General features: G+C 73.7%; 11 protein-coding genes. 2 read left to right on the forward strand and 9 right to left on the reverse strand.

Annotation, left to right across the window (positions count from 1 at the left end):
* Positions 1 to 94 precede the first annotated feature (94 nt).
* A complete protein-coding gene (hisS, locus tag GTW08_RS30325) occupies positions 95 to 1,396 on the reverse strand; it encodes a histidine--tRNA ligase (RefSeq protein ID WP_174565858.1) in 1,302 nt (433 codons plus the stop codon).
* 137 nt (positions 1,397 to 1,533) lie between these two features.
* On the opposite strand from hisS, the gene GTW08_RS30330 reads away from it, so the two are divergent.
* The gene (locus tag GTW08_RS30330; RefSeq protein ID WP_073574661.1) at positions 1,534 to 2,379 is read left to right on the forward strand and encodes a peptidylprolyl isomerase; all 846 of its coding nucleotides are present in this window, start codon (positions 1,534 to 1,536) and stop codon (positions 2,377 to 2,379) included.
* Positions 2,380 to 2,421: 42 nt separating this feature from the next.
* Here the strand turns inward: GTW08_RS30330 and GTW08_RS30335 are convergent, their stop codons facing one another.
* The 8 genes from GTW08_RS30335 to ruvC form a co-directional block, all read right to left on the reverse strand.
* The gene (locus GTW08_RS30335; protein ID WP_073575273.1) at positions 2,422 to 4,707 is read right to left on the reverse strand and encodes a RelA/SpoT family protein; all 2,286 of its coding nucleotides are present in this window, start codon (positions 4,705 to 4,707) and stop codon (positions 2,422 to 2,424) included.
* Positions 4,708 to 4,828: 121 nt separating this feature from the next.
* Positions 4,829 to 5,404: an adenine phosphoribosyltransferase gene (locus tag GTW08_RS30340; RefSeq protein ID WP_073574660.1), complete on the reverse strand. Its 576-nt coding sequence runs from the start codon at positions 5,402 to 5,404 to the stop codon at positions 4,829 to 4,831.
* The gene (secF, locus tag GTW08_RS30345) at positions 5,401 to 6,555 is read right to left on the reverse strand and encodes a protein translocase subunit SecF (RefSeq protein WP_073574659.1); all 1,155 of its coding nucleotides are present in this window, start codon (positions 6,553 to 6,555) and stop codon (positions 5,401 to 5,403) included. The genes GTW08_RS30340 and secF overlap by 4 nt, the downstream gene beginning before the upstream one ends.
* On the reverse strand, positions 6,552 to 8,297 hold the full coding sequence (gene secD / locus GTW08_RS30350) for a protein translocase subunit SecD (protein ID WP_073574658.1): 1,746 nt from the start codon (positions 8,295 to 8,297) through the stop codon (positions 6,552 to 6,554). The genes secF and secD overlap by 4 nt, the downstream gene beginning before the upstream one ends.
* Before the next feature lie 152 nt (positions 8,298 to 8,449).
* Positions 8,450 to 8,824: a preprotein translocase subunit YajC gene (gene yajC / locus GTW08_RS30355; RefSeq protein WP_073574657.1), complete on the reverse strand. Its 375-nt coding sequence runs from the start codon at positions 8,822 to 8,824 to the stop codon at positions 8,450 to 8,452.
* A gap of 351 nt (positions 8,825 to 9,175) precedes the next feature.
* The gene (gene ruvB / locus GTW08_RS30360; protein ID WP_073574656.1) at positions 9,176 to 10,255 is read right to left on the reverse strand and encodes a Holliday junction branch migration DNA helicase RuvB; all 1,080 of its coding nucleotides are present in this window, start codon (positions 10,253 to 10,255) and stop codon (positions 9,176 to 9,178) included.
* Positions 10,252 to 10,857 carry a Holliday junction branch migration protein RuvA gene (gene ruvA / locus GTW08_RS30365; RefSeq protein WP_073574655.1) on the reverse strand — a complete coding sequence of 202 codons (606 nt, stop codon included), beginning with the start codon at positions 10,855 to 10,857 and terminating at the stop codon, positions 10,252 to 10,254. Before ruvA ends, ruvB begins: the two co-directional genes overlap by 4 nt.
* A 102-nt stretch (positions 10,858 to 10,959) precedes the next feature.
* On the reverse strand, positions 10,960 to 11,610 hold the full coding sequence (gene ruvC, locus GTW08_RS30370) for a crossover junction endodeoxyribonuclease RuvC (protein WP_073575272.1): 651 nt from the start codon (positions 11,608 to 11,610) through the stop codon (positions 10,960 to 10,962).
* 132 nt (positions 11,611 to 11,742) lie between these two features.
* On the opposite strand from ruvC, the gene GTW08_RS33145 reads away from it, so the two are divergent.
* A partial coding sequence (locus GTW08_RS33145; RefSeq protein ID WP_161152874.1) for an alpha/beta hydrolase fold domain-containing protein occupies positions 11,743 to 12,474 on the forward strand: 732 nt, incomplete at its 3' end.

Below are 12,474 nucleotides of genomic sequence, written 5' to 3' on the forward strand. Positions count from 1 at the left end.
CCCGCGCAGCGCGTCCGGCGGGAGCGGCGACCCGGCCCCCGCGGCGGTGTGCCGGGCGTCCCAGCGTTCGCGGTCCGAGGCCGCCACCGCGGCCTCAGCCCGCCAGGGCGGTCACGACGGCGTCGGTGACCGCGTCCAGCGGGACGTCCTGCTGCTCGCCCGAGACGAGGTCCTTGAGCCCGACGGTGCCGTTCTCCAGGTCCCGGTCCCCCAGGACCAGCGCGAACCGTGCGCCGGACCGGTCGGCGGACTTCATCGCGCCCTTGAGCCCCCGGCCGCCGTAGGCCAGGTCGACCCGCAGGCCCCGGGCCCGCAGCTGCGCGGCGACCACGACCAGGCGGCGCTGCGCGGCGGCGCCGAGGGACACCCCGAACACCTCGACGCGGGCGTCCGACCAGGGCTGCACACCTTCGGCGCGGCAGGCGAGCAGCGTGCGGTCGACGCCGATGCCGAACCCGACGCCGGACAGCTCGGGGCCGCCGAGGGTCGCCATCAGGCCGTCGTAGCGGCCGCCACCACCGATGCCGGACTGCGCGCCGAGGCCGTCGTGGACGAACTCGAAGGTGGTCTTGGTGTAGTAGTCCAGGCCGCGGACCATGCGCGGGTTCGGTGTGTAGGCGACGCCGAGGTCGTCGAGGTGGGCGAGCACCCGGGCGTGGTGGTCGGCGGCGGCGTCGGACAGGTGGTCCATCAGCAGCGGCGCGTCGGCCATCGCGGCGCGGACCTCGGGGCGCTTGTCGTCGAGCACGCGCAGCGGGTTGATCTCCGCCCGGGCCCGGGTCGCCTCGTCGAGGTCGAGCCCGGCCAGGAACTCCTGCAGCCGCTCCCGGTAGGCCGGCCGGCACTCGGCGTCGCCGAGCGAGGTGATCTCCAGCCGGTAGCCGGTCAGGCCGAGGGCCTTGAAGCCCTCGTCGGCGATCGCGATGACCTCGGCGTCCAGGCCTGCGTCGTCCACCCCGATCGCCTCGACGCCGACCTGCTGGAGTTGCCGGTAGCGCCCGGCCTGGGGCCGCTCGTAGCGGAAGAAGGGGCCCGCGTAGCGGAGCTTGACCGGCAGGCCCTGCTTGTCGAGGTTGTGCTCGATCACCGAGCGGACCACACCGGCGGTGCCCTCGGGGCGCAGCGTCACCGAGCGGTCGCCGCGGTCGGCGAAGGTGTACATCTCCTTGGAGACGACGTCGGTGGACTCCCCCACCCCGCGGGCGTAGAGGCCGGTGTCCTCGAACACGGGCAGCTCGATGTGGCCGTACCCGGCGCGCTCGGCGGCGGCGGCGAGGGTGTCCCGCACGTGCACGAACCCGGCCGAGGACGGCGGGAGGTACTCGGGGATGCCCTTCGGCGCGGCGAACGGCTCGGGCCTGCGGGCCCGGCCCACCTGCGGCTCGGTGGCGGTCACGGTTGCTGCACGTCCTCTCCGGGGATCATGTCGGGGGTCCTCCCAGCCTAGAACCGGTGTCTCTCAGCTTTCTCCCCAGGTCGCCCCGATACCCTCACCGCGCGTACGAGTGATCAAGTCAGGGAGTTGGGCGGGACGTGGCGACGAACGAGCAGCGCCGGGAGGCGGCCAAGCGCAAGCTGGAGGCGCAGCAGGCCCACCGGGCGCAGCGGCAGCAGCAGCGCAAGCGGAACACGACGATCGCGGCCGTCGTGACGGTGCTGGTCGTGGTGCTGGCCGCGGTCGGGGTGTACGCGCTGACCTCGGCCTGGGGCGGTTCCGACGACGCCGGGCAGAGCGCCGCGGCGCCCGCCGGGGACGGCCCGGACACCGCCGGTCGGCCGACGGTGCCGCTGCCCACGCGCCCGACGGCCCTGCCGGCGTCGGTGGACTGCACCTACCCGACGTCCCCCGAGCCCGCCTCGAAGCCGGTGAACCCGCCGGCGGCCGGCTCCACCCCGGCCCAGGGGACGGTCACGGCGGATCTGCAGACCAGCGCGGGCCCGATCGACCTGACGCTCGACCGCGGCCTGGCGCCGTGCACGGTCAAGAGCTTCGAGAGCCTGGCGCGGCAGGGCTACTTCGACGGGACCTCCTGCCACCGGCTGACGACCAGCCCCGGCCTGCAGGTGCTCCAGTGCGGTGACCCGAGCGGCAGCGGGCGCGGCGGCCCCGGCTACTCGTTCGCCGACGAGGTGTTCCCCGGTCTCACCTACGGCCGCGGGCTGCTCGCGATGGCCAACGCCGGCCCGGACACCAACGGCAGCCAGTTCTTCATGATCTACGGCGACGCCCAGCTGCCGCCGAGCTACACCGTGTTCGGCTCCATCGGCTCCGAGGGCCTCGCGACGCTGGACAAGGTCGCCAGGGGCGGCGAGTCCGCCGGCTCCGGTGACGGCGCGCCGAGCATTCCGGTCGAGATCCAGCGCACCGCACTCGGCTGACCGGCCCCCCGGTCCGCCCCTGGGTGGTGGGGCGGGCCGGGGTCAGGCCGCGCTGGTGACCCGGTAGACGTCGTAGACGCCCTCGATGTTGCGCACCGCCTGGAGCAGGTGCCCGAGGTGCTTCGGGTCGCCCATCTCGAAGGAGAACCGGGAGATCGCGACGCGGTCGCGGGAGGTGGTCGTCGTCGCCGAGAGGATGTTGACCTTCTCGTCGGCCAGGACCTTCGTGACGTCGGACAGCAGCCGGTGCCGGTCGAGCGCCTCGACCTGGATGGCGACCAGGAAGACCGACTCCGGCGACACCGACCAGGTCACGTCGACCAGCCGCTCCTCGCGCGCGGTGAGGTCCCCGGCGTTGGTGCAGTCGGTGCGGTGCACGCTGATCCCGCCGCCGCGGGTGACGAACCCGAGGATCTCGTCGCCCGGCACCGGGGTGCAGCAGCGGGCGAGCTTGATGTACAGGTCACCGAGGGCCTGCCCGTCCTCGCCGCTGACGACGACGCCGGCGTTGCCCGACGGACGCCGGTGGCGGACCGTCGACGGCGTCGCCCGCTCGGCGAGCTCCTCCTCGGCCTCCTCCTCGCCGCCGAACCACGCGACGAGGCGCTGCACGACGTGCTGGGCGCTGGCCTGGTGCTCGCCGACGGCGGCGTAGAGCGCGGAGACGTCGGAGTAGTGCATCTCCCGGGCGAGCGCGGACATCGCGTCGCCGGAGATGAGCCGCTGCAGCGGCATCCCGGTGCGGCGGGCCTCCCGGGTGATGGCCTCCTTGCCCTCCTCGACGGCCTCCTCGCGGCGCTCCTTGGCGAACCACTGCTTGATCTTGGCCTTGGCCCGCGGGGACTTCGCGATCTGCAGCCAGTCCCGCGACGGCCCGGCGTCCTCGGCCTTCGAGGTGAAGATCTCGACGACGTCGCCGGAGGACAGCTGCCGCTCCAGGGCGACGAGCTTGCCGTTGACCCGGGAGCCGATGCAGCGGTGCCCGACCTCGGTGTGCACGGCGTACGCCAGGTCGATCGGGGTGGAGCCGGTGGGCAGGGTGACGACGTCACCCTTCGGGGTGAAGACGAAGATCTCCCGCGCGGCGAGGTCGAAGCGCAGCGAGTCGAGGAACTCGCCGGGGTCGGCGGCCTCCCGCTGCCAGTCGAGCAGCTGGCGCATCCACGCCATCTCCTCGACCTCGACCTCCTTGTTGCCGCCGCCCTTGACCTCCTTGTACCGCCAGTGCGCGGCGATGCCGTACTCGGCGGTGCGGTGCATGGCGTGGGTGCGGATCTGCACCTCGAGGGGCTTGCCGTCCGGCCCGATCACCGTGGTGTGCAGCGACTGGTAGACACCGAACCGGGGCTGGGCGATGTAGTCCTTGAACCGGCCGGGCATCGGCTGCCACAGGGCGTGCACCATGCCGATCGCGGCGTAGCAGTCGCGCACCTCGTCGACGAGCACCCGGACCCCGACGAGGTCGTGGATGTCGTCGAAGTCGCGGCCCTTGACGATCATCTTGCGGTAGATCGAGTAGTAGTGCTTCGGTCGGCCCTCGACCTTGGCCGGGATCCGCGCGGAGTCCAGCTGCGCGGACACCTCGTCGATGACCTGGCGCAGGTAGGTGTCGCGCGACGGCGCACGGTCGGCGACCAGTCGGACGATCTCCTGGTACTTCTTGGGCTGCAGGATCGCGAAGGACAGGTCCTCCAGCTCCAGCTTCACCGTGGCCATGCCGAGGCGGTGCGCGAGCGGGGCGAACACCTCGAGGGTCTCGTTGGCCTTCTTGACCTGCTTCTCCGGGCGCAGGAAGCGCATCGTGCGCATGTTGTGCAGCCGGTCGGACAGCTTGATGACCAGCACCCGCGGGTCCCGGGCCATCGCGACGACCATCTTGCGGATCGTCTCGGCCTCCGCGGCGGTGCCGAACTCGACCTTGTCGAGCTTGGTGACGCCGTCGACGAGGTGCGCGACCTCGTCGCCGAAGTCGGCGCGCAGCCGCTCCAGGGAGTAGTCGGTGTCCTCGACGGTGTCGTGCAGCAGGGCCGCGACCAGCGTCGTGGTGTCCATGCCCAGCTCGGCCAGGATCGTGGAGACGGCGAGCGGGTGGGTGATGTAGGGGTCCCCGGACTTGCGGGTCTGCCCGTCGTGCTTGTCCTCGGCGACGTCGTAGGCGCGCTGGAGCAGCACCAGGTCGGCCTTGGGGTGCAGCGAGCGGTGGACCGCGGCGAGCGGCTCCAGCACCGGGGTCACGATGGCGACGCGCTGCGGCGTCATCCGCCGGGCGATGCGGGCACGGACCCGGCGGGTCGCGGACGGGCGCGGCGGTTCGTCGTCGGGCGTCAGCGGGCGCGTGGCCGGATGGGCGCTGGTCCGGTCGACCTCGGTCACCGCACCTCCTGCTCGTGCTCGGTGGCGGGAAGGGTCCTGGGTCCGAGGATAGTCCGCGAATCGGGGCCCGTCGTTGTCAGGCGTTCAGCAGGGCGTCGATCCGCAGGTCACCCAGCTTCGCCCGGCCGTCCAGTGCGGCCAGCTCCAGCAGCGTGCCGAACCCGACGACCTCGGCTCCGGCGTCGGCCAGCAGGGCGCAGGCGGCCGCGGCGGTGCCGCCGGTGGCGAGCACGTCGTCGACCACGTAGACCCGCGTGCCCGGCTCGACGACCCCGGCCGGCAGCTCCAGGGTGGCGCTGCCGTACTCCAGGTCGTAGCTGCGCGACGCGGCGACCGCGGGCAGCTTGCCCGCCTTGCGGACCGGCACGGTACCGACCCCGGCGACGAGCGCGACGGCGGCGCCGAGCAGGAACCCGCGCGCCTCCACCCCGATCACCAGGTCCGCCTCGCCCGCGTTGGCGGCCAGCTCGGTGGTGACGGTCGCGAAGGACTCCCCGTGCGCCAGCACCGGGGTGATGTCACGGAACAGCACCCCGGGCTGCGGGTAGTCGGGTACCGAGCGGACCAGCTCGGCGACCCGGAGCAGGTCGTCCGCGGAGTCCCCGGTGATTCCGGGCCCGACCCGGATGCCGTCGACCTGTGCCCCGCTCATCCGCGACGCCGTCCGGTCTTGCCGGTCGGGCGGGCGCCGGGACGCGGGGCGGCGGGTGCGGAGGAGCTCACGGCGGCGAGGGTATCGGTGGCCGGATCGTCCTCGACGTCCGAGTCCGTCCCGCCCCGGCCGGCCGCGCGGGCACGACGCGCCTCGACCCGGGCGGCCTGGTCGCGGACCCGCTTGTCGCGCAGCTTGATGTCGACCAGGACCGGGGTCGCCAGCAGCAGCGACGAGACGACACCGATGATCATGCCGACCAGCTGCACCAGTGCCAGGTCGGCCAGGGTCCCGACACCGAGCAGACCGACACCGATCACGAGCAGGCCGAGCACCGGCAGGATCGCGATGAGCGAGGTGTTCATCGACCGCATCAGCGTCTGGTTCAGCGCGAGGTTCGCGGCCTCGGCGTAGGTGCGCCGGGTCAGCTTCAGCAGCCCGCGGGAGTTCTCCCGGACCTTGTCGAACACGACGACGGTGTCGTAGAGCGAGAACCCGAGGATGGTGAGCAGGCCGATCACGGTGGCCGGGGTGACCTCCAGCCCGATGATCGAGTACACCCCGGCGGTCACGACGATGTCATTGACGAGCGCGATCAGCGCCGCGGCGGCCATCGCCCGCTCGAAGTAGAACGCCAGGAACAGCGTGACCAGGACGATGAACACCGCCAGCGCGATCAGCGCCTGCGTGGTGACCTCGCCGCCCCAGGTGCCCGAGACCTGCGAGTCGCTGATCGAGGCGGCACTGGGGGCGCCGTCCGCGCCGAGCGGCTGCAGCTGGGTGAACAGCGCCTCGCGCAGCGGCACGAGCTGCTCGGGGGTCAGCGGCTCGGATTGCAGCACGATCGACGCGGCGTCGCCGGACCCGACGGACTGGGTGACCTCGGGCGCGAAGCCGATCACGCCTTCGTAGACCCGGTCGACCTGCTGGGTGCTGATCGCGCCGTTCGCCCCGGTGGCGGGCAGCTGGATCTGGGAGCCGCCGGTGAAGTCGATGCCGAGGTTGAAGCCCCGGAACACCAGCGAGAGCAGGCACACGGCGATGAGCACGCCGAAGCCGATGTACCAGGTCCTGCGGCGGCCGATGATGTCGACGTTCGCGGTGCCGGTGGTGAGCCGGGTCCAGCCCGACAGCGACTCGGGGTTCGTCATGCGCCCGCTCCCTTCCCGGTGGTGGCCGCGCGCCTGCCGACGGCCGGCTTCGCACGGCGGTGCCGCGACCCGATCCGGTCGACCGCGCCGAGCCCGGACAGCCCGGGCCTGCCCAGCGACCTCGACCGGGAGATGAGCACGACCAGCGGGAACGTCACGAGGAACACGACGACGAGGTCGAGGACCGTGGACATGCCCAGGGTGAACGCGAAGCCGCGGACCTCGCCGACTGCCAGGATGTAGAGCACCGCGGCGGCGAGGAAGCTGACCGCGTCGGCGGTGAGGATCGTGCGCCGCGCCCGCTCCCAGGACCGCGGGACGGCCGAGCGGAAGGTGCGGCCCTCGCGCATCTCGTCCTTGAGCCGTTCGAAGAAGATCACGAACGAGTCGGCCGTGATGCCGATGGCGATGATGAACCCGGCGACGCCCGCCAGGTCCAGGGTGAACCCGATCCAGCGCCCGAGCAGGATCAGCACCGCGTAGACGACCAGGCCGGACAGGGCCAGCGACAGGATCGTCAGGATGCCGAGCAGGCGGTAGTAGAACAGGCAATAGGCGAACACCAGCACCAGGCCGACGGCGCCGGCGATGAGCCCGGCCTCCAGCGAGGCCAGCCCGAGGCTGGCCGAGACGGTCTGGGCGTTGCCGGAGTCGAACGACAGCGGCAACGAGCCGTAGCGCAGCACCTGGGCGAGCTGCTGGGCCCGGTCCTGGTTGAACTGCCCCGAGATCTGGGTCTGCCCGAAGATCGGCTGGTTGATCGACGGGGCCGAGACGACGTCGCCGTCGAGAACGAACGCGACGTTCTTGCCGACGTTCTCGGTCGTGTACCGGCCCCAGGTGTCGGCGCCCTGCGGCTTGAAGGTCAGCCCGACCACCCAGCCGACGCCCTGCTGGTTCTGCTGGGCCTGGGCGGAGGCGATCTCGGTGCCCTCGAGGAACGACGGGCCGAGCAGGTACTTGTTCTGCCCGTCCTCGCTGCAGGCGACCAGCGGCCTGGTCGGGTCGTCGTAGCCCTGCAGGGGGTCCGGTGCGCCGCAGTTCAGCGACAGCAGCGCCTGCAGCTGGGTGGCCTGGTCGGTGCTCTGCCGGGTCTCGCGGAGCTTCGTGACCTCGGCGGCGACGCGCGGGTCGTCCGGCGCGAGCCCGCCCGGGCTCGGCGTCGGGGACGGCACGGGTGTCGGTGGCGGGTCCTGCAGCGGCGAGACCTGCGCGACCGGCGCGACGGAACGGCTCTGCTCGCCCATGCCCTGCGGCTGCGCCGGGGCGGGGCTCGCGGGGGCCTGGCTCGCGGGGGCCTGGCTGGACTGCGCGTCCTGGCCCGGCGCGGGCTGTTGCCCGGCGGCCTGGTTCGCGGGGACGGGGCCCTGCAGCACCTCGCGGAAGCGCAGCTGCGCGGTCTGGCCCAGGGAGCGGGCCTGCTCGCCGGCGTCGCCGGGGACGGTGATGACGATGTTGCTGCCGTCCAGCTGGACCTCGGCGCCGCTGACACCGAGCCCGTTGACGCGCTGCTCGATGATGTCCTGCGCCTGGATCAGCTGGTCACGCGGCGGTGGCTGCCCGTCGGTGGTGCGGGCGGTGAGCGTGACGCGGGTGCCACCCTGCAGGTCGATGCCCAGCTTCGGCGTGAGGTTGCCGCCCCCGGTGAGGAACACCAGTGCGTACAGCACCACGACGATGCCTGCGAAGGCCGTCAGGTAGCGCCAGGGGCGCACGTGCTGCTGCCCCGACGACGTTGCCACGTGATCGTTCTCCTGATCCGACTCGTGCGGCGGCCGCGGCCGGCCTCACGGTCGGTCGCCGTCCCACCGGGCCGGTGCGGCAGAGCCGCGGCCGGGCCCGGTACGGACGCCGAGGCCGCCGGAACGGGCCGCCCGGCCCGTTCCCGACGTGCTCAGTGGATCGTCGGCTTGTTCTCCGACGCGTCCTTGTCGGCCGGCTCGGCGACGGTCTCCTCCGTCGCCTCGTCGGTCGCGACCTTCTCCCGGATCGCCGCACGCAGCCAGGTGGTGACCACGCCCTCGGCGATCTCGAGGTCGATCGTGTCCTCGTACGAGGCGTCGACGATGGTGCCCCGCAGCCCGGACGTGGTGACGACGACGTCGCCGTCCTCCAGCGCCTGCTGCATCGCCTGCGTCTCCGCCATCTGCCTGCGCTGCTTGCGGCCGTTCAGGAACAACGGCACGAACAGCAGCAGGATGATGAGGAACGGCAGCAGGGAGAAGATGCTCGAGCCGCCACCGGCCTGCTGGGCGAGGATTGAAGTCATCGTGCGGGGTCTCCGTCTCGTCTCGTAATCGTGAGTGTGCCAGCCGGGACCGACACCGACGGCCGGCCCCCTCCCGGAGGCGGACCGCTCGTCGCAGTGCGACGGGCCGAACGGCGTCACCCGGGCCCGCCGGCTGCCCGACACGCCCCGGAACGAGCCGGACGCCCGGATCGTTCCGGGGCGCCCGCATCAGGACGCCCGCCGGGCACGCGGTGTCCGGAGGACTCCGCGCGGTGTGCGGACACCAGGGTGCCCGTGGTCCCGGCCGGGCGGTGCCCGATCCGTTCGGTCCGTCCGGATCCTCCCATGTGTGACGGCCCGCGCACTCCGGTGCCCCGACGGCACGCCGGGTCAGAACAGCGGGTCGACCCGGTGCCCGGCCGGTGCGTCCGCGGGCGGGGCCAGCCCGAGGTGGGTCCAGGCCAGCGGGGTCGCGACCCGCCCGCGCGGGGTGCGGGCGATCATCCCGGCCCGCACCAGGTAGGGCTCGCAGACCTCCTCGACGGTCCCCGGCTCCTCCCCCACGGCGACGGCGAGGGTCGAGACGCCGACCGGGCCGCCGTGGAAGGAGCGGACCAGCGCGCCGAGCACGGCGCGGTCGAGCCGGTCGAGGCCGAGCTCGTCGACGTCGTAGACGGCCAGCGCGTCGCGGGCGACCTCCCGGGTGACCACGCCGTCCGCGCGGACCTCGGCGTAGTCGCGGACCCGGCGCAGCAGCCGGTTCGCCACCCGCGGGGTGCCGCGGCAGCGCCCGGCGATCTCGGCCGCGCCGTCCGCGCGCAGGTCGATGCCGAGGATCCCGGCGGCACGGCGGAGCACGCGGTCCAGCTCGGGGACGTCGTAGAACTCCATCTGCCCGGTGAACCCGAACCGGTCGCGCAGCGGACCGGTCAGCGACCCGGCCCGCGTCGTGGCCCCGACCAGGGTGAACGGTGCGACGTCGAGCGGGATCGAGGTGGCGCCCGGACCCTTGCCGACCACCACGTCGACCCGGAAGTCCTCCATCGCGAGATAAAGCATCTCCTCGGCGGGGCGGGCGGTGCGGTGGATCTCGTCGATGAACAGCACGTCGCCGGGCACGAGGTTGGACAGCATCGCGGCGAGGTCCCCCGCCCGCTCCAGCGCGGGGCCCGACGTCAGCCGGATCGCGGCGCCCATCTCCTGGGCGATGATCATGGCGAGGCTGGTCTTGCCGAGGCCGGGCGGGCCGGACAGCAGGATGTGGTCCGGCGGGTCGCCGCGGCGCCGCGCGCCCTCCAGCACCAGCTGCAGCTGCTCGCGGACCCGTGGCTGCCCCACGAACTCCTCGAGCGACCGGGGCCGCAGCGACGCCTCGACGTCGGTGTCCCCGGGCTGGACCCCGGTATCGACGGCCCGCTCGTCGAGATGTCCGTCGACCCCGGCGTAGGGGTCGGGGCCGGGGTCGGTCACCGCGACCTGCCGAGACTCGACAGCGCGGTCCGCAGCAGGTCCCGGGCGTCGGTGTCGGGGGCGTGGGCCAGCACCGCGTCCACGGCCTGCTCGGCCGGGCGCTGGGTGAAGCCGAGCCCGAGCAGCGCCTCGACGACCTGCTCGCGCACCCCGAGCACCGGGGCCGGCGCGGCCGCGACCGCACCCGCGGGCACCGCGACGGGCGCGGTCACCTTGTCGCGCAGTTCCACGACCAGGCGCTCGGCGCTCTTGCGCCCGACGCCGGGGATGCGGGTGAGCACGGCGAGGTCGCCGTCGGCGAGTGCGCGGCGCAGCGTGTCCGGCTCCAGCACCGCGATCGTGGCGAGCGCGAGCCGCGTCCCGATCCCGGACACCGTCTGCAGCAGCAGGAACAGCTCGCGTTCCTCGGCGTCGGCGAACCCGTAGAGAGTCAGGGAGTCCTCCCGCACCACCAGCGTGGTCGGCAGCCGGGCCTCCTCGCCGCGACGCAGCCCGCCCAGCGTGGCGGGCGTGGCGTACACCGCGAGCCCGACCCCGCCGACCTCGACGACGGCGTGGTCCAGCCCGATCCCCAGCACCGGACCGCGCACCGAGTGGATCACTGACAGGTCCCCCTCCCACGAACGACCGTTCGAGGCACCGACGCTACCGGGCCGCACCGACGGAACCGCACGCGACACCACGCCACCACCGGGCGAGACGGGTCAGCGTGCGCCCCACCCGCCGGCGGACCGGGCGTCGGCGGCCGCGCGGGCCGCGGCCCACTGCTGGGCGGCACTGGGCCGGGCGCCTCCCCGCTCCCGCTGCGCCTCGGCGAGCCGGGCCCGGTGCACCGCGGCCAGCTCCTCTGCGCGGGCCTGCGCCTGCGCCATCCGGTCGATCATCGGGGAGCGCCAGCAGTGGCAGATGGCCAGCGCGAGCGCGTCGGCGGCGTCGGCCGGCTTCGGGGGTGTGTCCAGGCCGAGCAGCCGGGTGACCATCGCGGTGACCTGCGCCTTGCCCGCGCGGCCCTCCCCGGTGACGGCAGCCTTGACCTCGCTGGGGGTGTGGAAGGCGACCGGCAGCCCGGCCCGTGCGGCGACCAGCGCGACGACCCCGCTGACCTGCGCGGTGCCCATCACGGTGCGGACGTTGTTCTGGCTGAACACCCGCTCGACGGCGATCACGTCGGGGCGGTGCCGGGCCACCCAGCGCTCCACCTCGTCGGCGACGGTGAGCAACCGTCGTTCCAGCGGCAGGCCCGGCTCGCTGCGGGCGACGCCGACGTCGACGAACCCGACGGTCCGGCCCGCACCGGCCTCGACGACGCCGATCCCGCACCGCGTCAGTCCGGGGTCGACCCCGAGCACCCGCACCGCGTCCCCCTCGCCTCGGATCCGCACGGCCGTTCGAGAACCGTACCGGTGGAGGCGGTCCCACCCGGTGCGGGCACGCCGGACCGGCGGGTCCGGGCCGGGCCGCTCGGACCGGGATGACAGGGTGCGCAGGTGACGTCGTTCCTCCGGATCCTCGCGTGGGTGTGGGCCGCGCTGCTGCTGGTCGTGCTGGTGGGGACCTTCCGCCCCGGGACCCCGGGGATCGGGCTCGCGGGGTCGTTCCTGTCGGGCGCGTATCCGCTGCACGTCGCCCTGGCCGGGGTGCTGGGGATCCTGTTCGGGCTGGCGGCGCGGGCCGCGGGTGCCCGGTTCACCGGAGTCGCGACGGCGGTGCTCGCACTGGCCGCGGTCGTCGGGTCGGTCACGGTGCTGGCCGCACAGGGCCGTGCGGCGTCGGCGCAGGGCGTCCCGCTGGACTGGACGGCGACGCTGACCGAGCTGGGCCAGCCCGACGGGCGGCCGGACCGGTCGGTGGAGTTCGCCCCCGGCCGCACGCTGGACCTCTACCTGCCGACCGGCGCGGGTCCGCACCCGACGATGGTGTGGGTGCACGGCGGGTCGTGGACGAGCGGGGACCGCGGCGACCGCACCGCGCTGAACCGGTGGCTCGCCGAGCGCGGCTGGGCGGTCGCGGCGGTGGACTACCGGTTACCGCCGCCCGAGCCCGTCGGCCGCGACCAGCAGCGCGACGTCGCGTGCGCCGTCGACTGGGTGCGCGCGCACGCGGGCGAGGCGGGTCTGGATCCCGCGCGGCTGGTGCTGGCCGGGCAGTCCGCGGGCGCGACCCTGGCGCTGTCGACCACGTCCGGGCTGCTCGACGGGACGCTGGCGTGCTCCGAGGCA

Source organism: Pseudonocardia sp. SID8383 (assembly GCF_009864975.1).
In the GTDB taxonomy this organism is placed as follows: domain Bacteria; phylum Actinomycetota; class Actinomycetes; order Mycobacteriales; family Pseudonocardiaceae; genus Pseudonocardia; species Pseudonocardia alni.

What these genes read in the sequence shown, in the direction of transcription:
- GTW08_RS30340 (WP_073574660.1), bottom strand. Translation starts at nt 5,404, where the DNA reads ATGAGCGGGGCACAGGTCGACGGCATCCGGGTCGGGCCCGGAATCACC.
- secF (WP_073574659.1), bottom strand. Translation starts at nt 6,555, where the DNA reads ATGACGAACCCCGAGTCGCTGTCGGGCTGGACCCGGCTCACCACCGGC.
- yajC (WP_073574657.1), bottom strand. Translation starts at nt 8,824, where the DNA reads ATGACTTCAATCCTCGCCCAGCAGGCCGGTGGCGGCTCGAGCATCTTC.